At 63.9% G+C, this 24,427-nt stretch carries 20 protein-coding genes, 1 tRNA gene and 2 pseudogenes; 7 read left to right on the top strand and 16 right to left on the bottom strand.

Annotated elements, in window-relative coordinates; all coding sequences use genetic code 11:
• Nucleotides 1-112: 112 nt before the first annotated feature.
• The 6 genes from ACP8JZ_RS03235 to recO form a co-directional block, all read right to left on the bottom strand.
• Nucleotides 113-805, bottom strand: a complete 693-nt coding sequence (locus ACP8JZ_RS03235) for an ATP-dependent Clp protease proteolytic subunit (RefSeq protein ID WP_021103061.1) — start codon at nt 803-805, stop codon at nt 113-115.
• An 8-nt stretch (nt 806-813) separates the two neighbouring features.
• Complete coding sequence (locus ACP8JZ_RS03230) at nt 814-1,419, bottom strand: ATP-dependent Clp protease proteolytic subunit (RefSeq protein WP_036904039.1); 606 nt, start codon at nt 1,417-1,419, stop codon at nt 814-816.
• A gap of 251 nt (nt 1,420-1,670) precedes the next feature.
• Nucleotides 1,671-2,996, bottom strand: coding sequence for an AI-2E family transporter (locus tag ACP8JZ_RS03225; RefSeq protein WP_023035548.1), 1,326 nt, complete (start codon nt 2,994-2,996; stop codon nt 1,671-1,673).
• Nucleotides 2,997-3,244: 248 nt separating this feature from the next.
• Complete coding sequence (gene tig / locus ACP8JZ_RS03220; protein ID WP_484482675.1) at nt 3,245-4,807, bottom strand: trigger factor; 1,563 nt, start codon at nt 4,805-4,807, stop codon at nt 3,245-3,247.
• A 225-nt stretch (nt 4,808-5,032) separates the two neighbouring features.
• A tRNA-Gly gene (locus ACP8JZ_RS03215) sits at nt 5,033-5,106 on the bottom strand.
• Nucleotides 5,107-5,174: 68 nt separating this feature from the next.
• Complete coding sequence (recO, locus tag ACP8JZ_RS03210; RefSeq protein ID WP_021103056.1) at nt 5,175-5,918, bottom strand: DNA repair protein RecO; 744 nt, start codon at nt 5,916-5,918, stop codon at nt 5,175-5,177.
• 254 nt (nt 5,919-6,172) lie between these two features.
• Here recO and ACP8JZ_RS03205 point away from each other — a divergent pair.
• Nucleotides 6,173-7,012 (top strand): annotated as a pseudogene (locus ACP8JZ_RS03205) (EamA family transporter); the annotation flags it as partial.
• Between the two features lie 467 nt (nt 7,013-7,479).
• Complete coding sequence (locus ACP8JZ_RS03200) at nt 7,480-8,187, top strand: isoprenyl transferase (RefSeq protein WP_484482791.1); 708 nt, start codon at nt 7,480-7,482, stop codon at nt 8,185-8,187.
• A gap of 131 nt (nt 8,188-8,318) precedes the next feature.
• On the opposite strand, the gene era is transcribed toward ACP8JZ_RS03200, so the two are convergent.
• The 4 genes from era to ACP8JZ_RS03180 are packed head-to-tail and all read right to left on the bottom strand — an operon-like array spanning nt 8,319 to nt 12,220.
• The gene (era, locus tag ACP8JZ_RS03195; protein ID WP_023035553.1) at nt 8,319-9,341 is read right to left on the bottom strand and encodes a GTPase Era; all 1,023 of its coding nucleotides are present in this window, start codon (nt 9,339-9,341) and stop codon (nt 8,319-8,321) included.
• Nucleotides 9,331-10,632, bottom strand: a complete 1,302-nt coding sequence (locus ACP8JZ_RS03190; RefSeq protein WP_021103052.1) for a hemolysin family protein — start codon at nt 10,630-10,632, stop codon at nt 9,331-9,333. Before ACP8JZ_RS03190 ends, era begins: the two co-directional genes overlap by 11 nt.
• Complete coding sequence (gene ybeY / locus ACP8JZ_RS03185; protein WP_021103051.1) at nt 10,629-11,093, bottom strand: rRNA maturation RNase YbeY; 465 nt, start codon at nt 11,091-11,093, stop codon at nt 10,629-10,631. The genes ACP8JZ_RS03190 and ybeY overlap by 4 nt, the downstream gene beginning before the upstream one ends.
• Nucleotides 11,090-12,220, bottom strand: a complete 1,131-nt coding sequence (locus ACP8JZ_RS03180) for a PhoH family protein (protein WP_484482674.1) — start codon at nt 12,218-12,220, stop codon at nt 11,090-11,092. Before ACP8JZ_RS03180 ends, ybeY begins: the two co-directional genes overlap by 4 nt.
• Before the next feature lie 192 nt (nt 12,221-12,412).
• On the opposite strand from ACP8JZ_RS03180, the gene ACP8JZ_RS03175 reads away from it, so the two are divergent.
• Nucleotides 12,413-13,534: a phosphotransferase gene (locus tag ACP8JZ_RS03175; protein WP_484482790.1), complete on the top strand. Its 1,122-nt coding sequence runs from the start codon at nt 12,413-12,415 to the stop codon at nt 13,532-13,534.
• A gap of 60 nt (nt 13,535-13,594) precedes the next feature.
• Here the strand turns inward: ACP8JZ_RS03175 and pip are convergent, their stop codons facing one another.
• On the bottom strand, nt 13,595-14,602 hold the full coding sequence (gene pip / locus ACP8JZ_RS03170) for a prolyl aminopeptidase (RefSeq protein ID WP_484482673.1): 1,008 nt from the start codon (nt 14,600-14,602) through the stop codon (nt 13,595-13,597).
• 194 nt (nt 14,603-14,796) lie between these two features.
• On the opposite strand from pip, the gene ACP8JZ_RS03165 reads away from it, so the two are divergent.
• Nucleotides 14,797-15,537, top strand: coding sequence for a queuosine precursor transporter (locus tag ACP8JZ_RS03165; RefSeq protein WP_484482672.1), 741 nt, complete (start codon nt 14,797-14,799; stop codon nt 15,535-15,537).
• Between the two features lie 48 nt (nt 15,538-15,585).
• Here ACP8JZ_RS03165 and ACP8JZ_RS03160 read toward each other — a convergent pair whose 3' ends face one another.
• The 3 genes from ACP8JZ_RS03160 to tgt all read right to left on the bottom strand — a co-directional run bounded on the left by ACP8JZ_RS03160 (nt 15,586) and on the right by tgt (nt 19,276).
• A complete protein-coding gene (locus ACP8JZ_RS03160) occupies nt 15,586-16,857 on the bottom strand; it encodes an ABC transporter permease (RefSeq protein ID WP_484482671.1) in 1,272 nt (423 codons plus the stop codon).
• Nucleotides 16,854-17,741, bottom strand: coding sequence for an ABC transporter ATP-binding protein (locus ACP8JZ_RS03155; protein ID WP_021103045.1), 888 nt, complete (start codon nt 17,739-17,741; stop codon nt 16,854-16,856). The genes ACP8JZ_RS03160 and ACP8JZ_RS03155 overlap by 4 nt, the downstream gene beginning before the upstream one ends.
• 290 nt (nt 17,742-18,031) lie before the next feature.
• Nucleotides 18,032-19,276: a tRNA guanosine(34) transglycosylase Tgt gene (gene tgt, locus ACP8JZ_RS03150; protein WP_484482670.1), complete on the bottom strand. Its 1,245-nt coding sequence runs from the start codon at nt 19,274-19,276 to the stop codon at nt 18,032-18,034.
• A gap of 85 nt (nt 19,277-19,361) precedes the next feature.
• On the opposite strand from tgt, the pseudogene ACP8JZ_RS03145 reads away from it, so the two are divergent.
• The 3 genes and pseudogenes from ACP8JZ_RS03145 to ACP8JZ_RS03135 form a co-directional block, all read left to right on the top strand.
• Nucleotides 19,362-20,197: pseudogene (locus ACP8JZ_RS03145) on the top strand (EamA family transporter); the annotation flags it as partial.
• Between the two features lie 316 nt (nt 20,198-20,513).
• The gene (locus ACP8JZ_RS03140; protein ID WP_484482669.1) at nt 20,514-21,710 is read left to right on the top strand and encodes a UDP-N-acetylglucosamine pyrophosphorylase; all 1,197 of its coding nucleotides are present in this window, start codon (nt 20,514-20,516) and stop codon (nt 21,708-21,710) included.
• A 70-nt stretch (nt 21,711-21,780) separates the two neighbouring features.
• Nucleotides 21,781-22,194 carry a DoxX family membrane protein gene (locus ACP8JZ_RS03135; protein WP_484482668.1) on the top strand — a complete coding sequence of 138 codons (414 nt, stop codon included), beginning with the start codon at nt 21,781-21,783 and terminating at the stop codon, nt 22,192-22,194.
• Nucleotides 22,195-22,502: 308 nt separating this feature from the next.
• On the opposite strand, the gene ACP8JZ_RS03130 is transcribed toward ACP8JZ_RS03135, so the two are convergent.
• Both ACP8JZ_RS03130 and dnaJ read right to left on the bottom strand, forming a co-directional pair.
• Nucleotides 22,503-23,252 (bottom strand): 16S rRNA (uracil(1498)-N(3))-methyltransferase, encoded by a 750-nt coding sequence (locus ACP8JZ_RS03130; RefSeq protein ID WP_484482667.1) that lies wholly within the window; start codon nt 23,250-23,252, stop codon nt 22,503-22,505.
• A complete protein-coding gene (dnaJ, locus tag ACP8JZ_RS03125) occupies nt 23,249-24,421 on the bottom strand; it encodes a molecular chaperone DnaJ (protein ID WP_021103039.1) in 1,173 nt (390 codons plus the stop codon). Before dnaJ ends, ACP8JZ_RS03130 begins: the two co-directional genes overlap by 4 nt.
• Nucleotides 24,422-24,427: the final 6 nt, after the last annotated feature.

The following is a 24,427-nucleotide window of genomic DNA, read 5'->3' as shown; positions in this document are numbered from 1 at the left end:
CGGACAAAAATATCGAATTGTCTGTGGACGAAACCACGGCATGGGGTACGCAAGGTGGTGGACAACTCCGGTGCCCACCACCTTCAGTACGTGCTCAGGCCATCACGGCCTCTCAGGCCACTCCGAAGATCTCGTCAATGAGACCGTACTCCTTGGCCTCGGGTGCCGTGAGGTACTTGTCGCGGTCGACGTCCTTGGACACCTGCTCCACACTCTGCCCGGTGGCCTCGGAGAGCATGGTTTCCATGAGACGACGAATTCGCTGGATCTCGTTGTCCAGGATCTCGATGTCGGTGGCCTGACCGTACGTGGCCTGCCCCATCGCCGGCTGGTGGATGAGGATGGTCGAGTTCGGCAGCGCGAACCGCTTGCCCTTGGTACCAGCAGCCAGCAGGACGGCAGCAGCCGAGGCAGCCATTCCCAGGCAGACGGTCTGCACGTCGGGACGCACGTACTTCATCGTGTCGTAGATGGCGCTCATCGCCGAGAAGGAGCCGCCGGGTGAGTTGATGTACATGCTGATGGTGCGCTCCGGATCCATCGACTGCAGGCACAGCAGCTGGGCCATGACGGCATTCGCGATGTCATCGGTCACCGGGGTGCCAAGGAAGATGATGCGATCCTCGAAGAGCTTGGTGTAGGGGTCGACCCGGCGCACGCCGTAGGAGGTGCGCTCCTCCCACTGCGGGATGTAGTAGTCCATGGACGGGTTCATCGGCGCGGTGCCGGACGGTGTCGACTCGGATTCGCGCAGTGCAGCACCCGCCTGGGCTGCGTTGAAGTCAGCCATGTCGAAAAGATTCATGTCAGTCCTCACTTGCTGGGAGCGTCCTGGCTCAGATGAGCCGCGCTGGCATAGACGTGGTCGATGAAGCCGTAGTCGAGTGCCTCGGCAGCGGTGAACCAGTGGTCCCGCTCGGAGTCCTCGATGATCTTCTCGACGCTCTGGCCGGTGTGCTCGGCATTGATCTCGGCCATCTCACGCTTGGTGTCCTTGAGGAACTTCGCATTGATGGAGATCTCGGTGGCAGTGCCGCCCACACCGCCCAGCGGCTGGTGCATGAGGATCTTGGCGTGTGGCAGGGCGTAACGCTTGCCCTTCGTGCCAGCGGTGAGCAGGAACTGCCCCATGGAGGCAGCCATACCCATGGCAACGGTGACGACGTCGTTGGAAATCCACTCCATGGTGTCGTAGATCGCCATGCCGGCGGAGATCGATCCACCTGGGGAGTTGATGTACAGGTAGATGTCAGCGTTCGGGTCCTCGGCATTGAGCAGGAGCATCTGCGCGCACAGGGCGTTGGCATTCTCGTCCTTGACCTCCGAGCCAAGGAAGATGATCCGGTTGCGCAGCAGGGACTGGTAGACGTTGTCCGTCATGCCGACTCCAGCAGACGCGGCGTCAGCCATCCGGGGCATGTCCGGCGCAGTGGGTGCATTCTTCTCATTCACGTCTACGAAACTACCGCGTCAGACCAACACATTCGACGAGCACCCCAGCATTTCGCCACAAGCCGGTTCATACTGGGCCGTCCGGGGTGATCGTGCAGCTGGCTCGTGCGCACGAGAGCATTGGTCGGGACCGAGCTCGTACGCACTGCGGTCAGCCCTCAACCCCCGTCGTCCAGTCCCGTCACCGAGACGCCCGGGCCGAACTCATGGAGTCGAGGTCAGGAATGCTTCGACGGTGCGGGCGGGCCCACCGCCTCCTCGGGGTCGTTGGAGATCAGCGCGTTGACCCACCGCGAGTTGGGGTCGTGGTCCAGCAGCAGCGACTTCACGAGCAGCGAGCAGGGCAGGGCGATGAGTGTGCCCAGTGCTCCGAAGCACCACCCCCACAGCAGCAGGGAGACGAATGACATCGTCGGTGTGAGCCCCACCGCGTCACCGGCGAACTTGGGCTGGATGATCGACTGGATGACGAAGTTGAGCACGCTGTAGGAGACGATGACGGCCACGCAGGCGACCCAACCGTCCTGGAAGAAGGCCAACATGGCCGGGGGGAGCAATCCGACGATGAAGCCGATGTTGGGAATGTAGTTCGTGAGGAAGCTGAACAGTGCCCACACCCCGGCCAGCGGCACACCGATGATGATCAACGCCACCCAGTCGAAACCCGCCACGATGAGGCCGAAGACAGTGGTCACCAGCCAGTAGCGGCGGATGCCGTGGGCGAAATCACTGAGTCCCAGTGCCATCCGGGGCTTGCTCAAGGCGGTGAGCTCAAGGCGTCGGTGCATGGACGGGGTGTCCATCACCATGAAGATCATTCCTGTGAGGATGACGACGATGAGGGTGACGACGCTCGAGGTGTCGGAAAGCACCGAGGACGTCACCGAGATGATCTTGCTCGTGTCGATTCCCTTGAGCTTCTCAGCGATGGCGTCCTCGCTGAAGCCGATCTTCGCCAGCCCTCGAACGCTTTCCTCGTAGGTGCTCACCATCTGTGGCATGTACTTCTGCAACTCGGTGACGGTGGCGGCCACCGACCACCCCATCCCGACGAATCCCAGGGCCAGGACGATGAGTACCGTCAGCCCAGACGTGAGGGCGCCGAGCCAGGAGGGGAAGGAGTGCTTCACCATCCATCGGTGGATCGGGTATGCCGTGATGAGCATGTTGAGCGCGAAGAACATGGGCGCAGCGACGTCGGAGAGCTCGTGCAGCAGGCTGAGCACCAACCAACCGGCAGCAGTGGTGATGAGGACGACGGTGATCGACGGCAGCGGTCGATGGACGACGGCATCGGGATCATCGGCGCGACGCTTGTCGACGGCGTCCACCAGGGCGGAGGCCGCCTTCATGATGTCGCGCTGGTTGGCCTCCTCGGTGGCCACGACCTCCGCACGCAGCTCTTTCTTGAACTGCTCGGTGGATTGGCGGACTGCCTCGTCCTCGGCGGCCTTGCGTTCCCTGCGGGCCACTTCTCGGCGTCGAGCGTTGTCGTTGATCCGTGTCCCTGACCAGAGGTCTCGAAGCTTCTGAGGCAATTCCATGTGCTCTCCTGCTGCAGAAATAGGGGGACGGGACCAGCGCACGTGTGTGGCCGACCCGGTGAGAGATGCGTCATGACGGATACGCCAGTCTCATTCTGACAGAGTGGCAGCCAGTGCCCAAAGCGCGTCAAGTGACAGCTCCCTGACGAGGATTTCCGCACCGGACCGAACCCATCTTCTCCCGGGAGACGGCACGGGCACCCCACTGCTGTGGAGTGCCCGTGATTCTGCGTCACTGTGCCGAGGGATCAGTCCTTCTCGACGTCCTTCTTGTCCGCGGTCTTCTTCGCCGTGGCTTTCTTGGCGGTCGACTTCTTGGTTGTGGTCTTCTTGGCGGCTGGCTTCTTGGTCGACTTGGCCTTGGTGCTCGACTTCTTGGCCTCGTCATCAGCCTTGGAGCTCTTGGCGTCGGCAGCCTCGTCAGCGGTGTCGGGCTGAGGATCCTCAGCGGGCTTCTCGTCCTCGGCCGGCTCGATGACGGCCCCGTCAGGACCGATGTGCTCAAGGTCGAGGACGGTGCCATCGGAATCCTTGACGGTGGCCTTGGCGACCATGTCGGCCAGGGCCTTGCCGCGACGAATCTCCTGCATCCACTCACCGACGAGGTTCTGCTCCATCATGCGCTGGGCCTCGACCTCCGGGGAGGTGCCATTGGCCTGGGCCTTCTGGAAGAGCAACTGGGTGAGGTCGTCCTGCTCGATCTCGAACTCGCCGTCCTCGGCAGCCTTGTCCAGGATGAGCTGGGCACGCAGGGCGTCGATGGAACGCTTCTCGATCTCTGCCCAGAAGTCGTCCTCGTTGTCGATGTCCTCCTCGGAGTCCTCGAGGTACTGCTCAACCGTGAGGCCGGCCTGGGCGAGCTGCTGGGTGACCTGCGTGCGGCGAGCCTCGATCTGGGACTCGACGACCTTCTCGGGCAGGTCGAAGGACGTCTTGCCGAGCAGGGCCTCCAGGACGTTGTCCCGGGCGTCGGCAACCTGGCTCAGACGAGCCTGGTTCTCCATGGACGTGCGCAGGTCCGCGCGCATCTCCTCGACGGTGTCGAACTGGCTGACGAGCTGAGCGAACTCCTCGTCAACCTCCGGGAGTTCCTGCTCTGACACCTTGGTGACGGTGACCTTGATGTCGGCCTCCTCACCGCGCAGTGCGCCACCGACCAGGGTGGAGTGGAAGGTGGCGTCCTCACCGGCCTTGAGTCCGATGACGGCGTCGTCAAGGCCCTCCAGCATGCCCTCGGCACCGACCTTGTAGGTGATGCCCTCGGCAGTGGCGTCCTCGAGGATCTCACCATCCTTGGAGCCTTCGAGGTTGATGACGGTGATGTCGCCCTTGGCGGCGGCACGATCCACCTCGGTGTTGGTGGCGAAGCGCTCACGCAGCAGCTCGACCTGCTTGTCGATGTCCTCGTCGGCAACGGTGAGCACCGGCACCTCGGCGGTGACCTCGGAGGCATCGGGAACCTCGAAGTCAGGACGCACGTCCACCTCGGCGGTGAACTCGACGAGTTCACCATCCTCCAGCTTGGTGACGTCGACCTCGGGCTGGCCCAGGGGAACGATCTCGTTGTCCTGGATGGCCTGGTTGTAGGCCTCCGGGAGAGCATCGTTGATGGCCTGCTGCAGCACGGCGCCGCGGCCGAAGCGCTGGTCAATCACTGGGGCGGGAACCTTGCCCTTGCGAAAGCCGGGAACGCTCACCTGGGAGGCGATGTCCTTGTAGGCCTGGTCGAGAGTGGGCTTGAGCTCATCAAACGTCATCGTGATGGTGAGCTTCACCCGGGTGGGGCTGAGCTGCTCGAGGGTGCTGGGCACGAAAGGTCTCCTGAGTGGTCCGATATTTCCTCCGCCGGTTGGGCGGACACATGCTCAGCAATTCTAGCGAGATGGGTGGATGGTATCCAAGCCCGGTACCCACATGGGTCCAGCCATCACAGGACAATTCAGTGTTCGCGGGCTTGACTGGTGGGTTCGTTGGTGCCCACACGTCGCAGACATGGGATGCTCTGGAAACTGGAAAAGGCCCCTTGCGGGGCCTTCTGGAGCGGATGACGAGAATCGAACTCGCGTAGCCAGTTTGGAAGACTGGGGCTCTACCATTGAGCTACATCCGCACGTTCCGCACGGAACTTGGTCAAGTGTACACGACCTGAGCGGACGCGTCACATCGTGGAGCGCCGTGTCATGACTCCTCCAGCAGTGGCAACGATCTCAACCCCCGTTCCAGATGCCAGGTGACGTAGGCCGAGACCAGGCCAGCCGCCTCACGGATGACCACCATCGGCACGTCGCGAACCGCGGGCCAGTCCCCCACCAGCAGGGCCTGAAGGTAGGCAAGGGTTTCTGGACGCGGATGTGGGGTGGCGGGCGGCTGGCAATCCGCACACACCACTCCCCCCAGGCTCGGGGAGAATCCGGCATGCGGTCCGGGACGTCCACACACGACGCAGTCCTGCAGGTCGGGTGCGTACCCGGCTGCCGACAACGCTCGCAGCAGGTAGGAGTCCATGATGGTCTCCGCAGGGCGCCGCCCGTCAGGGGTCCCATGACCCAGGGTGCGCAGTCCACCGGCCAACAGACGGTACTGGACCGGGTCGGGCTCCTTCTCCACCGGTACCAGCCGATCGGCGGTCTCCACCATGACCTCGGCGGCGGTGAACAACTGGTAGTCCAGTCGCAGTGGGCGTGAGTATGCGGTGATCGTCTCCACCTGCGAGACGACGTCCAGACTGCGTCCGACGACCAGCTGCAGGTCGACGTGGTTGAACGGGTCGAGTCGTCCGCCAAACTTGCTGGACGTGCGACGAACGCCTCGCGCCACGGCACGAATCTTTCCGTGGTCCCGCGACAGCATCGAGATGATGCGGTCGGCCTCACCGAGCTTGTAGGTGCGTAGCACGACGGCACGATCACGATAGGTGGGCATGCATCCCATTATGTGCCCGCACCACCAGCGCACCGCCTGCGTCCTGGAGCAACACCGTCGCGCCACCAGTCCACCTTGCCATCAGGAGCGCCACCGGATCATCTGGAATGCTCACCAAGTCATCAGGAGTGCTCACCCATCTGGGGCTTCACCGGAACAGCTGCAATGGGGCACGGCCGGTCACGAGGAGTCGGTCAACCGCTGCTTGGCAAGTGCTTTGGCCACTCGGAGCCCACCAACTAACATGGCCCCATGTGAATTTCGGTGTTCTTCTCATGCTCGCAGTGTCCATCTCGATCCAACTCGGAAACACGTTCGCCGCAGTTCTCTTCCCCACCGTCGGCCCGATGGGAACCATGACACTGCGCATGGTGATCGCAGCACTGCTGCTGGCACCGGTGGCCCGTCCCAAGATTCACAACCACACCCGCTCCGACTGGATCTCGGTCCTTGAACTTGCCGTGTGCCTGGGCGGTCTCAACATCTGCATCTACTACGCCCTGTCACACCTGCCCATCGGTGTCGCCGTCACCGTGGAGTTCCTCGGACCGCTCACCCTTGCCGCCCTGGGCAGCCGCTCATGGCGCGACGGCATCGCCATTCTTCTCGCCCTCACCGGTGTGGCAACGGTCTCCGGGGCGATCAACGCCGACTGGAGCCAGCTCGATCTCTTCGGACTGGGCATGGGACTGGCCGCCGGAGCCTTCTGGGGCCTGTACGTCAATGTGGCCCAGCGAGTGGGACGCACCTGGCCGCAGGTCGAGGGGTTGTGGTGGGCCATCCTCATCATCGGCATCGGCGTGACGCCATTCGGCATCTCCCAGGCGGGCTCCAACCTCGTCGCACCGAAGATGCTGCTCGCCGGCGCAGGAGTCGCCCTTCTCAGCTCGGCACTGCCCTACAGCCTCGAGATGTACGCGCTGCGCCGCATCAAGCAGAAGGTGTACGGGATCATCGTCGGTCTGGAGCCCGTGGTGGCAGCCCTTGCCGGCCTCATCGTGCTGCACCAGCACCTTTCCGGCACCCAGATCGGCGGTATCGCCCTGGTCATCGTCGCCGGCTGGCTCGTCCTGGCCCGCGACAAGTCCGAGGAGCAGACGCTCACCGTCGAGGCCGGGCAGGACGATGGGACCGAGGACGTGGCTGCGGAGGATCCGGCATCTGCCGGAGCTGCGACTGCGGCCACGGCAGAGGCCGATGCACATGCCCACGCTGACCACTCATCGGCATCTGCCGGAGCTGCGACTGCGGCCACGGCAGAGGCCGATGCACATGCCCACGCTGACCACTCATCGGCATCTGCCGAGCCGCACAACAACGCATGATCCCCTGTGGTCGTGAGGTTCTGGCCCCAGCCAGTCCGCCCCCGTGCCTGAATCTGCCCCGTGCCTGGCGTGACCGACCCCGCGCCTCGCTGCAGTTGACGCCGACCTTGGCCAAGTAGGCTGGCTCCATGCCATCGACCTCTCGTCCTGCCAAGCACGGCCCCACCCCCCATCCCTCGGGTGCCCGTCCGCCGAGACTTCCCGCCGAACTCATCCCCCGCCATGTCGCCATCGTCATGGACGGCAATGGTCGATGGGCCAAACAGCGCGGCCTCAAACGCACCGACGGGCACGCCAGGGGGGAGTTCGCCCTCTTCGACGTCATCGAAGGGGCCATCGAGATGGGTATCCCGTATCTCTCCGCATATGCGTTCTCCACCGAGAATTGGAAGCGCTCCCCTGAGGAGGTCCGCTGGCTCATGGGCTTCAATCGCGACGTCATCCACCGCCGCCGCGACCAGCTCGACGCCCTGGGGGTACGGATCCGGTGGGCCGGACGCCGCCCGAAACTGTGGAAGTCCGTCATCAGGGAGCTGACGCAGGCCCAGGAGCAGAGCGCCGACAACACGGTGCTCACCCTGCAGTTCTGCGTCAACTACGGGGGACGCGCCGAGATCGTCGACGCCACGCGTGAGATCGCCCGTCAGGCCGCCGAGGGCCGGATCGACCCCGACCACATCTCGGAGAAGACCTTCCGCACCCACCTCGACGAGCCCGAGATTCCCGACGTCGACCTGTTCTGGCGATCGTCGGGCGAGCAGCGACTCTCCAACTTCCTGCTCTGGCAGAACGCGTATTCCGAAATGGTGTTCTCCGACAAGTTGTGGCCCGACGTCGACCGCCGCGATCTGTGGGAGGCCGTCGTCGAGTACGCCTCCCGCGACCGCCGGTTCGGAGGGGCCATCCCCAACGAGGTCGCCGGGAGCGCGGACGAACGACGCTGAGTGCTGTCGGCAAGTGAGTGCTGACCCCGGCATGTGCGTCATCCAAGAACCCCGGTTGCCCAGCGGTTCGGCCTGTTCTGCTCGAGGGACGTCGGGGCCAGCTCACGGCATTGAGCTGTCCGCACCCCGATTCAGAATCCCAGCCGATTGAGGTACCTGGGGTCGGACTGCCAGTCCTCCAGCACCTTGACCTGAAGGTCCAGATGCACGGGGGTGCCCAGCAGGGCCGAGATGTGGCTGCGGGCCCGAGTGCCGACCTCGCGAATGTGTGAACCCTTGGCGCCGATGAGGATGCCCTTCTGGGAATTGCGCTCCACGACGATGTTGGCCACGACGTCCAGCAGCGGGCGATCCTGCGGACGTCCCTCCCGGTTGCCCATCTCGACGATCTCCACCGCCACCGAGTGCGGCAACTCGTCACGCAGATCCTCCAAGGCCGCCTCACGAATGAGCTCGGCCACCAGCGTCTCGGTGGGCTCATCGGTGATCTCGCCATCGGGATAGTACGCCGGCCCCTCCGGCAACAGGTCGATGACGATGTCACGCACCTCGTCGACCTGGCTTCCCTCCAGGGCCGAGCACGGCACGATCTCGGCGAACGTCACGCCGGTCTGCTGCTCCAGCTCGGTGATCGAGGCAAGGTGCTCGGCCATCCGCCCCGAGCTCACCAGATCGGATTTCGTGGCCAGGGCGATGAGTGTGGGCCGGTGGGCAAGTTCGGCGATCTGGGAAACGAGGTAGGCGTCGCCCGGCCCGATGCGCTGGTTGGACGGCAGGCACACCCCGATGACGTCCACCTGCGACCAGGTGTCGAAAACGAGGTCGTTGAGCCGTTCGCCCAGCAGGGTACGCGGTTTGTGCAGACCGGGGGTGTCGATGAGGACGAGTTGGGCCTGCGCCGTGCTCACCACGCCACGGATGACGTGGCGAGTGGTCTGCGGCTTGGAACTCGAAATGGCGATCTTGGAGCCGACCAAGGCATTCGTCAGCGTCGACTTGCCGGCATTGGGACGGCCCACCAGGCACATGAACCCGGAGTGGAAACCGGGGGTGGTGGCCTCGGCGACCCGTGCCGCGACGTAGTCGACGTCGCTGAGGCCCTCCTCGTCGCCATCCATGAGATCGGCCAAGGACGGCATCTGCTCATCGGTCATCGTCGTTCTCCTGTTCCATGCTGTCCTCGGGTGCCCGGCGCACGACGTACGTGGCCACCTGGTGACGTCGTCCCGTGGTCTTGTCGGCAGTGATCTGCAAACCCTCCCACACGATGGAGGACCCGGCGATGGGAACCACGGAAAGTTCCTTGGCGACCAGACCACCGACCGTCTCGACGTCGTCGTCGTCGACGTCGAGGTCGAAGAGCTTGCCCAGATCATCGACCTGCATGCGAGTCGGCACCCGGAACACCCCGTCCTCGAGCTGCTCGGTCTGGGTGGGCTCGGGATCGTACTCGTCGACGATCTCGCCGACGATCTCCTCCAGGATGTCCTCGATGGTGGCAAGTCCCGCCGTCCCGCCGAACTCATCCACGACGACGGTGATGTGGTTGCGGGCCATCTGCATGTCCTTGAGCACCCCGTCGACCGGGCGGGAGTCCGGGGAAAACACCGCAGGGCGCATGATGGACGACACGGTCTCACTGCGATCGGCGTCCGGCTTGTCCTGCAGCCGCTTGACGATGTCCTTGAGGTACAGCACCCCCTGGACGTCGTCCAACCCCGCACCGATGACCGGGATGCGGGAGAATCCGGACCGCAGCGCCAGGGAAAGGGCCTGACGCAGATTCCTGTCTGCCTTGATGAAGACGACGTCGGTGCGCGGAACCATGACTTCCTTGAGCAGGGTGTCACCCAGGTCGAACACCGAATGGATCATGTCGCGTTCGTCGGCCTCGATGAGGTCGCTGGACTCCGCGTAGTCAACCATTTCGCGCAGTTCCGACTCCGTGGTGAATGGTCCGTCGGCAAAACCCTTCCCGGGGGTCACGGCATTTCCCACCAGGATGAGCACCTGCGCCACCGGGGCCAGGACGGTTGCCATCCCGGCCCACAGACGTGACCAGAACATGCACACCTTGACGTCGTGCTGCTTGCCCAGGGTCCGTGGGGTGACACCCCACATGAGGAAGCTCACCGCGACCATGATCGCCCCGCTCACCAGGACCTGCTGCCACACGGCGTCGAACTGTCCGAAGATGACGACGGCCACCAACAGCACCGAGGCAATCTCGGCACAGGTGCGCAGCAGTGTCGAGGCATTGACGTAGGGAGCCGGGTCGGAGGTCATGTCGATCAACCGGCGATGGGAGGCTCTGCCGTCCTCGGCGAGTTCCACGGCCCTACTGTGCGACAGATGGTCCAGGGCAGCTTCGGCATTGGCACACAGACTCGCGATGATCGCGAACAGCAGTGCCAGGACGAGGTCGATCCACTGATTCTGGGTCATTGGCCACTCGCCTGACGGTGTTCGTCCCAGGCGGCGATGATCTCGTCGTTGAGGCCGAACATGATGCGTTTCTCCTCGGGCTCGGCATGGTCGTGGCCCAACAGGTGCAGCAGACCGTGGATGAGCAGGTACTCCGCCTCACCGTCGGGGGTACGACCGTTCTCGGGAGCCTGGCGGGCAGTGACGGTAGGGCACATGACGATGTCGCCGAGCACCCCGGTGGGTGGTGTCTGTCCGTCGGCCGGGACACGAAGCTCGTCCATGGGGAAACTCAGCACGTCGGTCGGGCCGGGAAGCCCCATGAACTTCTCGTGGTAGGCCGACATGGCCGTCTCATCGACGAGAAGGATCGACAGTTCGGCACTGGGATGGATCCGCAACCAGTCCAGGGCAAAGGTCGCCAGACCCACCAGTCGCTGTTCGTCAACCTTCTGGTCGGATTCATTGATGATGTCGATCATGCATTCCTCCTGGGGGTTGCGTGGTCCCCGTCCTCACTGGTCCGCAGGTGCGTGGTGCCGGACTGACGCTCGGTGATGGTTGCCATGTGGGTCCTGGCATCTGCGATGACCCTGCCCGGACCTCTGCTCCCCGAGTCATGTTCCATCTTCTGTGCATCGTAGTGGTCGTAGGCGGCGACGATACGTCCCACCAGTTCGTGGCGTACCACGTCGGTGCTGGTGAGATTGCAGAAGGCGATGTCGTCGACACCGTCCAGGATTCCCCGTACCACTCGCAGGCCCGACTGCATCGAACCGGGCAGGTCGGTCTGGGTGATGTCTCCGGTGACGACGATCTTCGACCCAAACCCCAGTCGGGTGAGGAACATCTTCATCTGCTGTGGCGAGGTGTTCTGGGCCTCGTCGAGGATGACGAAGGCGTCGTTGAGGGTACGACCACGCATGTACGCCAACGGAGCCACCTCGACGGTACCCGAATCCATGAGCCTGGGGACGGCGTCCGAACCCACCATGTCACGCAGCGCGTCATGGAGCGGACGCAGGTACGGGTCGATCTTCTCGGTGAGGGTACCGGGCAGGAACCCCATCTTCTCGCCGGCCTCCACTGCTGGACGAGTGAGGATGATCCGGCTCACCTTCTTGGCATGCAGTGCCTGCACCGCCTTGGCCATGGCCAGATACGTCTTCCCGGTGCCGGCCGGGCCAATCCCGAAGACGATGGTGTTGGCATCCATGGCGTCGACGTAACGCTTCTGGTTGCGAGTCTTGGGGCGGATGACGTGGCCGTGATGGCTGATGATGTCGGCCGTCATCACCTGCGCCGGGGCCTCGCCCTTGCGGGTCATGGTGACGATGCGATCGACGTCATCGATGCGCAGTGAATGCCCGGTGCGCAGAATCGTCACCATCTCGGTGAGGACCTCGGTGGCCTCACTCACATGATCCGGGGAACCGGACAGACGGACCTCATTGCCACGTACCAGGATCTCCGCGTCCAGATCGTCCTCCAGCCGACGCAGGAATTCGTCACTGGGGCCAACCAGACCGATCATGGGGACACCGGCGGGAACGGTGAAAACGCGAGTGGCAGGTGCGTTGGGTGTTGTGGTGCTCAGGACAATCTCCATGGGTGCTCGCGTGCCAGATACCCTTCAACTGTAGTCGAGTACCGTACAGCGTCGAGAACCCGAGCATCCCACCCGACCATGACGAGACGTCCGAGATCTGGCACATCGGCGGACGTACAGTTTCAGACGGAGCAACCGGGCAGCTTGGGTCGTGAACGCATGAGAACCGGCGAGCACGGGATGGAGGCACGTATGGGCATGGGTTGGATCGACGATGCCGCATATGTCCTGGGCAGTGAGCTGTCGGTGGCGCAGACGCTCGGTACGGGGATGCGCACCTCGGTGGCCCGCTGCTGGGTGGACGGTTCGACAACGGCCACTGGCGGTGCCCGCACCGTGATCGCCAAGTGCTTTCACTCCAAGGCCATGTCACACAACTCCGGCGGGTTGGGGATCGTCCGGGAGATTGCCGGGTTGCGCAGTCTGGCGAATGCACCACTGTGCTACGCGGGCGACCAGGACCTGGGCGTGGTGGTCATGGAGGATGTGCCAGGCACGAGTCTGGGAACCATTCTGGCAGGCAACGACCCCTCGGCCGCGCTGGCCGCCGCCGAGATGTGGGGACGGGCGACAGCGACTGTGATGGCGGCATCGAGGCAGGAAACTTCTGATCGCCCGACACGCGACAGGGTCGTCGCATTTCAGGACGCCATCCGTCGCCTCGACCCACAGACACGTTCAGCGGGCGGGCCAGCCTCTCCTCGTCTGCCAGCGCGTGGCCTGACGACACTGTGCGCGGCACTGGGACTCGACGTGCCCAACGATGCCGAACTCGAGATGTTCGCGACACTACGTGGGGGTGAGGCTGCAGAGGTCGTCACCCAGGCCGATCCACGTCCCGGCAATGTGCTCATCACCGATCACGCCAGATTCGTCGACTACGAAGCAGCCTCCGTTCACCACCCGGCAGTCGACGTCGTCAATCTGGTGATGCCGTGGGCCAGTTGTGATGGTCTCGTGGGAGTTCCCACAGAGTTCGTCGCTGCCGTGCGCGACGGATTCCTGGCTGGTTCCCGTCATGCAGGTTCGTGGCTGGCCGATGAACCGATGATCGGCCTGGCGGGGACGGCGGCAACACTTCAGCTGACCGAGCTGTCCCTGGACTCGCTTCGTCGAGACCGCCTGGATCAACGCAGCGACATGGCCAGGGGTGCGATGGTGTACCGCTGGTCATGGACCGCAGCACATGGCACGCTGACACCGATCATCGCGGACCTGTGCGGGCGGATGGCGCAGCGTGCAGTTCGGAGCTGGGGATGGCCCGAGCACCTGAATGTTGCACACTGTTTTTCACCCGAGAACCTCAGAGGCTGAGGATGCCCGATGTGATCAAGGCCATGTCCACCCGCATGGAATTGGGTGGCGTTGTCATCTTCACCGCCCGGCGAACTCGTCACACACCTTGACCAATTCGGACGTGATGAGCGGCTCGAAGGCGGAGTGGCCGGCCATGACGATGCGCAGGTCTGCCGTCGGCAGGGCACGTTTGAGATCCACCGCCGTGGTCGCCGGGCAGCACATGTCGTAGCGGCCCTGGACGATGACCGTCGGGATGTCTGCCAACAGATTCGCGTTGCGGATGAGCTGGCCCTCCGTCATGAATCCGTGGTTGACGAAGTAGTGGTTCTCGATGCGGGCGAAGGCCAGGGCGTACTCGGGATCAGCCATCTCGTCAACGTGGGACTGCTGGTATCCCAGCGTCGTCGTCGCAGCCTCCCAGCTCGTCCATGCCACGGCTGCCGGTCCGTGGACGGCCGGGCTCGGGTCCCACAGCAGGTCGTAGTAGGCCGAGATGTTGTCCTGGGAGAAGTCATGGCCGGCGCGGCGCAGTGGCTCGCAGAACTTGGCCCACAGGTCCGGGAAGACGTTGGAGGCACCTTTGTTGTAGTACCAGTCCAGCTCGTTCTGGCGCAGGGTGAAGATGCCGCGCAGCACGAGCTCGCTCACCGCCTCGGGATGGGTCTCGGCATAGGCCAGGGCCAGACACGAACCCCATGAACCGCCGAACACCTGCCATGTGTCGATGCCAAGTGCCGTGCGCACCCGTTCGCAGTCGTCGACGAGATTCCACGTCGTGTTGGTCGCCATGTCGGCTGGTGTCTGGGCCGAGGCGATGTGCGGGGTGGACAGGCCACAGCCACGCTGGTCGATGACGACGATCCGGTAGGCCTGCGGATCGAAGAAGCGACGACGCTCGGTGCCACCACCGCCACCGGGGCCACCATGCAGGAAGATCACCGGTTTGCCCTCGGGATTGCCGCACTGCTCGACGTAGATCTGCTGGCCATCGCCCAGATCCAACATCCGGGTGTCGTAGGGCTCGATCTCGGGATACAGCTCGGCCTGCGGCTTGATGCCGAGTTCGCTCGTGGCGACGGTCATGACTCCTCCTCAGGTGTGCGGTGAGATCGACGATAGCAGCACCACCCGCCAGCCCGGCGAACCCAGCAGAGCCCGTGAGCACCAAGGCGCGGGAACGTCCTCGGCGTCATGCCGGATTGCCCCGAAAAGCGCCGGGAATGGCCCTGAGGAGTGCATTCACCGATGTCAGGCCGCGGGGCCTAAAATGCTCTGGCGTGACAACCAACGAGACCACTCGTACCCCGAGAACTGCCGTGTACGCCGATCGTGGCTCCGGCTACTTCGACATCATCCTGGCAATGATGTGCGTCACCGTGATCATCAGCAACATCGGTGGTTCCAAGGGCGTGCAACTCGGCCCGATCACCACCGACGGTGGCTTCTTCCTCTTTCCGCTCGCCTACGTCCTGGGTGACATCACCACCGAGGTGTACGGCATGAAGGCTGCCCGTCGTGCCATCGCCATGGGATTCATCATGGCCCTGATGGCGGTGCTGTGTTTCTGGGTCATCATCGCCCTGCCCGGATTCGACGACGACTACTCCCGCATGCACGACGCCCAGATCGCCGGGGCCCTGGGGCCCGTCTGGCAGATCGTCGCCGCCGGACTGTGCGGATTCGTGTGCGGTCAACTCACGAACTCGTTCATCATGACGCGAATGAAGGGTCGCTGGCTCGAACGCGGCCTCATCGGGCGTCTCATGAGCTCCACCGGCGTGGGCGAGCTCGTCGACACCGTCATCTTCTGCACCATCGCCGCCCCGGTGGTGGGCATCTCCAGCTTCGGCCAGTGGCTCAACTACGCCTTCTTCGGTTTTCTGTGGAAGACCCTCGTCGAGTACGCCTTCATCCCCGTGACGCGCCGGGTGATCGGGGTCATCAAGAAGCACGAACCGAGCTACCAGGCACGGCTGGCCGAGCAGACTGGGGCGTCCGAGCAGACGATGCAGCGCTGAGAGGCCGGACCCACCAGACGTATTGGCTGGCTGCGCCGGGCTGAAGGATCAGGCGACGACGTCGGTGCTGCGCCATGCCACGCGCAACTTGACCTTTCCACCGGTCTTGAGCACCGAACGACGGTAGATACGCTCCCCACCCCAGATCGTCAGGGCGGAGAACAGCACCGAGATGAGTATGGAGACGACGACCTCCCACCACGCAGCTCCACCGGTGGCCACCCGGGTGGGCATCGCAATGGCGGAGGCCACCGGGACGTAACTGGCCACCACGGCCGAGATGCCATGATTCTGCACGGCCTGAATGCCGAAGACGTAGGCAATCATGACGATCATGACCAGTGGCATCGAGGTGGATTGCAAGTCCTCGGTACGTGATGCGAGTGCACCGGTAGCTGCCCACAGGCAGGCCAGGGACAGAAATCCAACGATGAAGAAGACGATGAACCATGCCGTCGGAACAGCAATGGTGCCGAGCAGGTCGGCAGCTGGGGTGAACGACACCCCGACACACCCCAGGACGAGCAGGATCAACATGAGTCCTGCCGCGAGGATCGTGTTTCCGATGATCTTGCCGGCCAACAACTGACGGGCTGGGATGCAGGCAAGCAGGATCTCGACGATCCGGGACTGCTTCTCCTCCACCACGGAAGCTGCGATGCCGTTGCCGAAGAACATCATGGTAAACATGTAGACGACAGCGAAGCCCACGCCCATGAACGTGGCGACGGTGTCGCACCAGTTGTCGGCCTGGCCTGGGTCCACCGTTCCCGGTAGAACCGTGCCATCCGCCACTGCCTGCTGCGGGTCAACACCTGCCTTCTGCGCCAAGTCCGCGGTGGCCCGCGCCTCGACGGCCTTGGCAATGAGCTGGCCTGCACCACTGGTGACCGACGGGGGTTCATCACCGGACTCCAGGTGCCACGTCCCATCCTCGTGGTGGAGCACCAACTTCGCCTTCTCATCGGTGACGACCTCCCGCCCCTGTTCCAGCGAGGTCGTCCGCACTGTCTCGAGGATCTGCCTCTCACCGGTCTGCTGTGCCATCTTCTGCGCCTGGGCGACGATGGCTGCGCCGGCATCATCCGTCACGGCAACCGAGGTGGGCTTGTCATCCGAGGTACCCGATGTGATCAACGAGACTCCCACCGAGACCGCCACGATGACCAGAACGATGATGAGGGAGACGAGCAGCGACCTGTCGCGGATCTTCACACTCATCTCACGTCTGGCCACCGTCCACCACATCGACGACGTGCCTGCAACCCCGTCGGATCCCACACCGTCCCGCCGTGCACTGCTCGTTGCGTTGTTGCTCATGAGGCCACTCCTCGGTAGATCTCGGCGACGGTGGGCACGATGGCAGCGAATTCCTCCAACCCACCGTGCGACAGTGCCTCGGCGACGACTCGGTCCCTAGCCGCTGGATCGGTGAACTCCAGGATGGCACGTGCCCCCTGCTGCTCGACAACCTTGACACCGGCGAGGCCATGCACCCAGTCCACGTCGGAGGTGGCCACGAGACGGTGCCGTTCCGGACCAGATCGACGCAGCTCGTCGGTGCTGCCCTGGGCAACGATCCTGCCGTGGGACAGGATGACGAGGTCGTCACACAGTCGCTCGACGAGGTCGAGCTGATGGGAGCTGAAGAGTACCGGAACACCAGTACTGGTGACTTCGGAGAGAATGGCGGCCATCGCATCGACGGCAACCGGATCCAAGCCGGAGAAGGGTTCGTCGAGGACGAGGGCCACTGGCTCACCGAGCAGGGCCGCAATGACTTGGACGCGCTGCTGGTTGCCCAGCGAGAGTTCGGTGAGCTTGTCCTTGGCCCGATCGGCCAGGCCGAACCGCTCCAGGTACTCCATGACCTGGACGCGTACTCGATTCGTGGTGTACCCCTTGAGCGTTCCCAGGTAGACCAGTTGGTCGATGACGGGTTGCTTGAGGTACAAGCCACGTTCCTCGGGCATGTAGCCGATCTGACGGCGTACTCGGGTGGTGATGGAGTGGCCGTCCCACAACACCTGCCCACTGGTGGGTTCCAGGACGCCGACCACCATTCGCATCGTCGTCGTCTTGCCTGCACCGTTGGCCCCGACGAAACCTGTCATCACTGCCGAACGCACCGTCATCGACAGCTGATCGACAGCTCGTATCTCACCAAATGATCGACACAGATCCACAGTTTGCAGCAGGCTCATTGGCTCCTCACAGCATCATCAATTCCACTGGTTACATTCACATGGATGGTCATCACGAGCGACGATATCATAGAAATACTCTGAATTGAGAAATTATCCAGAAATCACATTCTTAATATCTGTCAAAATTGCTGGGCAGCAAATCCCCAGCTCAAAGAAGCAAGCATCAAAGTCCCTCGCATCAGAATCCTGTGACATCGCATGAGTCATCGAGGAAGAAGACGTATGAATACTAAAAGAAAGCCAGAAGAAATGGGATAATTCATCCTGGGATGAATCTCCGAAAGACATCATCGTGCTGTTGGCACCAGACGTCCACCGTAGGCATTCCATCGGCCCATGAACTCTGCCTCGAAATCGTCGAGTTCGCCATTGGCCATGGCGGCACGGATGCCGTCGACCAGACGTACCGTCCACCGTTCGTTGTGGATCGTCGCCAAGGTGTTGGCGAGCAGCTCCCTGGCCTTGAAGAGGTGGTGCAGGTAGGCGCGGGTGACATGGGTGCAGGTGTAGCAGTCACATCCCGGTTCCAGTGGCCTGAAATCGTGACGAAACGGCGCGGTGTTGACGTTGTAGCGTCCGTCGGCGGTGTAGATGGCGGCATTGCGCGCCACCCGGGAGGGGTTGACGCAGTCGAAGGTGTCGGCACCGGCCCGACACGCGGCGAAGAGATCGTCGGGTTCGGAGATGCCGAGCAGGTGACGGGGACGATCCTCCGGCAACTCGTCGGCACACCAGCCGACGATCGTGCCGAGATTGGCCTTCTCGATGGCCCCACCGATACCAAACCCGTCGAAGCGCTGCCCGTCGACCGTCATCGACGAGAGATCGCGGCAGGCCCTGCGACGCAGGTCCTCGTACTGGGCTCCCTGAATGACGCCGTAGAGGGCCTGGTAGGGACGCTCGGCACGCTCGGCGCTCAGACGTCGATGCTCGGTCAAGCACCGCTCGGCCCACCGCCGGGTGCGTTCCAAGGCCTCCTCCTGGTAGGCGCGGGTGTTGAACAGGGTCGTGAGCTCGTCAAAGGCCATCATGACGTCGGCCCCCAGCCGGTGCTGGATCGACATCGAGACCTCCGGGGTGAACCGGTGCAGGTCGCCATTGAGCGGGCTGCGGAAGGTGACGCCGTCATCGTCGACCATGGCCTTGCGGTCCCGATCGGCCGCGATGACGTCGGCCTCGGTGAGCTGGGAGACGTCCATGGCGAGGGTCTTCTTGAACCCGGCCCCCAGGCTCAGCACCTGGAACCCTCCGGAGTCGGTGAAGGTGGGGCCATCCCAGGCCATGAACTGACCCACTCCCCCGGCCTCGTCCACCAGATCGGGTCCAGGCTGCAGGAAGAGGTGGTAGGCATTGGCCAGCACGGCCTGGGCACCCAGATCGGTGAGCTGGTCGGGGGTGAGTGCCTTGACGCTGGCCTTGGTGCCCACGACGATGAACGCCGGGGTCGCGATGTCGCCGTGCGGAGTGTGGATGATGCCGGTACGCCCCAACCCGTTGTCCAGCCGTGAGGTCACCTGGAAGCCAAATGTCATGGCAGCCATTCTTGCAGGAATGACACCATGACCCACCCGCCGAGGGGGCGGCTGCCGTCGTGTGGCGCACAACACTAAACTCCGAATGGTGAATCTCGGTGTGCTTCTCATGCTCGCCACAGCACTGTCGGTCCAACTGGGCGGTGCCGTCGCAGCAACCCTCATCCCCCCCAGGTCGGCCCAATGGGCACCGTGGCGTTGCGAATCACGATCGCAACGCTCCTCATCGCCCCCGTCGCTCGCCCACGGCTACGTGGTCACAGCCGCACCGACTGGATCAACGTCATCATCCTGGGGCTGTGTCTGGGCGGTATGAACACGTCGTTCTACTTCGCCCTGGGGCATCTGCCCTACGGTGTGGCCGTCACCATCGAGTTCCTGGGCCCGCTCACCCTAGCTGCTCTGGGGAGCAGGTCGTGGCGCGACGTCGTCGCCATCATCATGGCTCTGCTCGGCGTTGCTGGCGTCTCGGGAGCCATCGGCGCGCGCTGGAGCCAGTTGAGCCTGTTCGGTATCGGCATGGCGCTGCTCGCCGGACTGTGTTGGGCGTTGTACGCCAAAGCGGCGCAGCGAGTGGGAGGTGCCTGGCGTCAGCTCGAGGGGCTGTGGTTCGCCATGGTGCTGTGCACCCTCATCCAACTGCCCCTCGGCATCGCGCAGGCGGGGGCGAACCTGCTGCACCCAACGACGCTGCTCCTGGGGCTGACCGTCGCCATCCTCAGTTCCGCCCTGCCGTACAGCTTCGAGATGTACGCCCTGCGCCGCATCAGCACCAAGGTCTACGGCATCATCGTCGGTTTCGAACCGATGCTCGCTGCCCTGGCCGGGCTGGTCATCCTGCACCAACGCCTCACCAGTTGGCAGATCGGCGGAATGGCGCTGGTCATCGTGGCCGGATGGCTCGTCCTGGCACGCGAACGCACGGGCTCGGTCAAGGTCACTGCCAGCGACGACACCGTCCAACCCGAGGACTCCCCAGCACCACGACCCAACAGCCACGGTTCCCGGGCGTCCGACCGGCACACACGGTCGTGATACTCGCCGCCCGACCAGCGAAGGTGGCCCCATCCCACTGCCCCCATTCATCGACACGCCCGTTCATCGCACACCCCCGATCGGTGCCGCCTGATCGGTGCCGGGACGCCGATTCCCAGTGGGCATTCAGACGTCAGGCACACATTGGGTGGACGCGGATACGCTGGACCCATCACACATCTCGGCCCGGAAAGGACGACTGATGGACAATCGTGGAGCTGCAACCGTCGAGGCGCTCATCGCCAAGGGGGTCGAGATCCCCAATCCCAGCACCGTCGACATCACCGACGACGTCGATCCCGACCTCATCAGTGCCGAGGGTGTCGTCATCCATCCGGGGTGCCGGATTCGTGGTTCTCGTACCGTCATCTCGTCCGGGTCGATCCTCGGGGCCGAAACCCCGATGACGATCGAGAACTGCCGGCTGGGTAGGAACGTCGAGCTCAAGGGCGGGTTTGCCCAGGATGCCGTTTTCCTGGATGGGGCCTCTATGGGCTCGGGAGCGCATGTGCGCAGCGGATGTCTGCTGGAGGAGCAGGCCAACGGTGCACACACCGTCGGGCTCAAACAGACGATCCTCTTCCCGTTCGCCACACTGGGCAGCCTCATCAACTTCTGTGACGCCATGCTCACCGGCGGTACCTCGCGTTCCGACCACTCCGAGGTGGGGTCGTCGTACATTCACTTCAACTTCACCCCGGACGGCGACAAGACCACGGCCTCCCTGTTCGGCGACGTGCCGCGCGGGGTACTGCTCGACCAGCCCCCGATCTTCCTGGGCGGCCAGGGTGGAGCGGTCGGCCCGGTGAGGACTGGCTTCGGGACCGTCGTCGGGGCCGGCGCCGTGTTGCGAGCGGATGTGCCCGATGACGGCATGCTCGTACTGCCCGAGACCCCTTCGGGGGTGAATCGGCCGGTGGAGGCAGCTTCGTACCGCAAATTGGCAGCCGTCCTCGCCAAGAACATCACCTATCTGGGAAACCTGTCGGCCCTGGAATCGTGGTACCGCCAAGTGCGACGACTCTTCCTCACCCGACTCGAGTACGGCGACGCCATCCTGGCTGGTGCCCTGGACTGCCTGGCCTCGGCGCGTGCCGAACGAATCAAGCGACTGGGCCGTCTCATCGAGAAGGTGAGGCCAGACACCCCGGAACGTCAGGAGCTCGTCGACAATCGTGCGAAGTTGCTGGCCACGCTGACGGTTGCCGACGGGCCAGCTCCGGCACATATCATCCGCAAGTTCGGGGCGGCCTCTGGTGACGGCATGGAATATCTGGATGCCATCGCGACATTGAATGATGAGGAACGTCATGACATCACCGCATGGTTGAGCGCAATCGTGGCGGAGCAGCACAGGACTGCTGCGCAGACCATTCCTGCTCTGTCAGCGCAGTTCTGAACGCCCGCATCATCACGCACGTCGCGTGGCACGATGGAACCACAGCATTGTCACCGCAGGAGGAGTCCACATGTCCTTGTTCAAATTTGTCGCCCGCGCCGCCGCTGCCGCCCCCATGGTCAGGGGTGGCCTCAATGCCGCACAGAACGCCGACCAGCTCACCGGGATCATCGAGGAGTTCATTGACTCCCTCCCCCAGCAGGTCAAGTCACAGCTGAGCGACGTCGAGCCGGCCCTGCTCGCCAAGATCAACGGTTGCACGATGGTTGCCGCCTCCGCAGCCATGGTGCTGGGGATCAAGCCGCGCACCGCTGCCACCATTCTTGCCCTGCAGCTCGTGCCGACCACCCTTGCCGGCCATCCCTTCTGGAACTACGAGGGTGACGCCCGTGCGCAGCAGATCGACGAGTTCGTGCGCAACGTCGGCTACGCCGGCGGCCTGCTCGCCATCGCGACCGCTGCGAAGAAGTCCAAGAAGAAGTGAGACTGCGGACGTTGCCCGTCGTCGCGAGTGTGAGTCGAGGACATCACTCGAGCGACTGAGAAACCACGGCTCTGGCCCCGGTTGACGCCGGGGCCGGGTCGTACACCGACCTCTCGACATCCCCATCATCGTACCCCGACCCTTCGACATCGTCACCAGGGGCGGACCCATCACGATCACCGTGGAACCGTGAGACGGTTTTTCTGCGAGAATTGACGCGGCGCCCTCAACGAGTGCCGAGCACCATGTTCGGGTGTGCCTGAACCAGGTGTCATGCACACCTGCTCACCTCACAAGGCTTCAGCCGCTCAGTCCTCCGCGAGGATCCTCAGCTGGGCCAGTCCGACCACACCAGCCGTCGAGGTACGCAGCACCCCGTCGGAGACGAGGACTGGGAGCGCGCCAGCGTCAACGAAGGCATCCAGCTCGTCGGGACTGATGCCGCCCTCGGGGCCGACGATGAGCATGACCTCTCCCCCAGCAGGAATCTGGCTGGGATCGATCAGGGCGTCAGCTGATTCGTGCAGGATGAAGGTGCGCTCGACCTTGCGGATACGTTGGCAGATCTGCTTGGTGGTGGCAAAGCGCACTGGGGGGATCGTGAACCTGCGCGACTGTTTGGTCGCCTCACGGGCGGTGGCCTGCCATTTGGCCACCCCTTTGTCACGTTTGTCCGCCGACCACCGTGAAATGGATCGGGAGGCCTGCCAGGCGATGATCTCGTCCACGCCCATCTCGGTGAGGGTCTCCACGGCACGATCCGCGCGATCCCCCTTGGCCAGGGCTTGCACGGCCACCCAGCGGTGCGCATGCTCGGCGGATCGCAGGGTCTGCGCGACACGCACCTGCACACACCGCTTTGCGACGCCCACGACCGGCCCACGTACTGCGAGTCCCTGGCCATTGGTGACCAGGACGGACTCCCCGACCTCGATGCGTCGCACCACGGCAGCATGATGGGCCTCGGATCCCGTGATCTCCACGAGGTCGCCGACGGCCAGAGGCTGGTCACCCGACGTGGCAGGGCCCAGATCTGCGATGAAGCAGGCGTCACTCATCCGCCGAAGGCCTCACGCAGCCGGGAGAACACCTTCTTGCCCCCCGAGGAGGAGTGCACGGACACGGCCGGGCTGGTCTCCTCGCGCATCTCGGCAAGCCGATGCAGCAGTTCCTCCTGCTCGTGATCGAGCTTGGTCGGGGTCTGGACGATGACCTCGACGACGAGATCGCCGCGTCCGGATGCCCGCAGGCGTGGCACACCGCGTTCCTCAATCGTCACCTTGGTCCCGGACTGGGTGCCGGCGGGTATGTCCAGATCGACGCTGCCCAGGGCCTTGTCCATGTCGTCACGATCGGCCTCGAGGGTACGTACCGGAATGGTTGTCCCCAGGGCAGCGGCCGTCATGGGCACCGAGATCGTCATCTCGAGGTTCTGCCCATTGCGACGGAACACGTCATGCCTGGCCACGGTGAGCTCCACGTAGAGATCACCAGCCGGGCCACCACCGGGGCCGACCTCCCCCTGGGACTCCAGGTGGATGCGGTTGCCATCGGCCACACCTGCTGGAATGCGCACATTGATCGTGCGAGTGGTGCGTACCCGCCCCTCACCGGAGCACTCCTGGCAGGGATGGGGGATGACCGTGCCGAAACCGCGACAGACTGGGCAGGGCTGAGCGGTGCGAATGTTGCCCAGGAAGGAACGCTGCACCGAGATGACCTCACCGGAACCCTTGCAGTTCTCACAGGTCGTGGGTTGCGAACCGTCCTGGGAGCCGTTGCCCTGACATGTGGGACACACCACTGCGGTGTCGACGTCCAACGGTTTGGTGATGCCGAAGACGGCCTCGGCAAGGGTGAGGCGCAACCGCACCAGAGCGTCCTGTCCGCGCCGGGTTCGGGAGCGTGGTCCACGGCTGGATCCGCCGAACGGGCTGGCATCGCCGAACATGGCGTCGACCAGATTGGTGAAATCGAATCCACCACTGCTGAAGCCATCGAACCCGCCGCCACGGGAGTTGGGGTCACCGCCTCGGTCGAAGACGGCCCGCTTCTGCGGGTCCTGGAGCACCTCGTAGGCCTCCTGAACCAGCTTGAACTCATCCTCCGAGCCCGGTCCGGCGACATCGGGGTGCAGTTTCATCGCCTTGCGGCGATATGCCTTCTTGATCTGCTCGGCACTGGCATCCCGCGGGACGCCCAGGACCTCGTAGTAGTCCGTGCTCAATTCGCA

It is taken from the genome of Cutibacterium sp. LaCa_286 (assembly GCF_057198075.1).
This window is presented reverse-complemented; position numbering and strand designations above follow the sequence as displayed.

Coding starts and splice junctions, on each gene's coding strand:
- ACP8JZ_RS03235 (WP_021103061.1), bottom strand. CDS start 805: ATGAATCTTTTCGACATGGCTGACTTCAACGCAGCCCAGGCGGGTGCT.
- ACP8JZ_RS03230 (WP_036904039.1), bottom strand. CDS start 1,419: ATGCCCCGGATGGCTGACGCCGCGTCTGCTGGAGTCGGCATGACGGAC.
- ACP8JZ_RS03225 (WP_023035548.1), bottom strand. CDS start 2,996: ATGGAATTGCCTCAGAAGCTTCGAGACCTCTGGTCAGGGACACGGATC.
- recO (WP_021103056.1), bottom strand. CDS start 5,918: ATGCCCACCTATCGTGATCGTGCCGTCGTGCTACGCACCTACAAGCTC.
- ACP8JZ_RS03200 (WP_484482791.1), top strand. CDS start 7,480: ATGGACGGCAATGGTCGATGGGCCAAACAGCGCGGCCTCAAACGCACC.
- era (WP_023035553.1), bottom strand. CDS start 9,341: ATGACCGATGAGCAGATGCCGTCCTTGGCCGATCTCATGGATGGCGAC.
- ACP8JZ_RS03190 (WP_021103052.1), bottom strand. CDS start 10,632: ATGACCCAGAATCAGTGGATCGACCTCGTCCTGGCACTGCTGTTCGCG.
- ybeY (WP_021103051.1), bottom strand. CDS start 11,093: ATGATCGACATCATCAATGAATCCGACCAGAAGGTTGACGAACAGCGA.
- ACP8JZ_RS03180 (WP_484482674.1), bottom strand. CDS start 12,220: ATGGAGATTGTCCTGAGCACCACAACACCCAACGCACCTGCCACTCGC.
- ACP8JZ_RS03175 (WP_484482790.1), top strand. CDS start 12,413: ATGGGCATGGGTTGGATCGACGATGCCGCATATGTCCTGGGCAGTGAG.
- pip (WP_484482673.1), bottom strand. CDS start 14,602: ATGACCGTCGCCACGAGCGAACTCGGCATCAAGCCGCAGGCCGAGCTG.
- ACP8JZ_RS03160 (WP_484482671.1), bottom strand. CDS start 16,857: ATGAGCAACAACGCAACGAGCAGTGCACGGCGGGACGGTGTGGGATCC.
- ACP8JZ_RS03155 (WP_021103045.1), bottom strand. CDS start 17,741: ATGAGCCTGCTGCAAACTGTGGATCTGTGTCGATCATTTGGTGAGATA.
- tgt (WP_484482670.1), bottom strand. CDS start 19,276: ATGACATTTGGCTTCCAGGTGACCTCACGGCTGGACAACGGGTTGGGG.
- ACP8JZ_RS03140 (WP_484482669.1), top strand. CDS start 20,514: ATGGACAATCGTGGAGCTGCAACCGTCGAGGCGCTCATCGCCAAGGGG.
- ACP8JZ_RS03135 (WP_484482668.1), top strand. CDS start 21,781: ATGTCCTTGTTCAAATTTGTCGCCCGCGCCGCCGCTGCCGCCCCCATG.
- ACP8JZ_RS03130 (WP_484482667.1), bottom strand. CDS start 23,252: ATGAGTGACGCCTGCTTCATCGCAGATCTGGGCCCTGCCACGTCGGGT.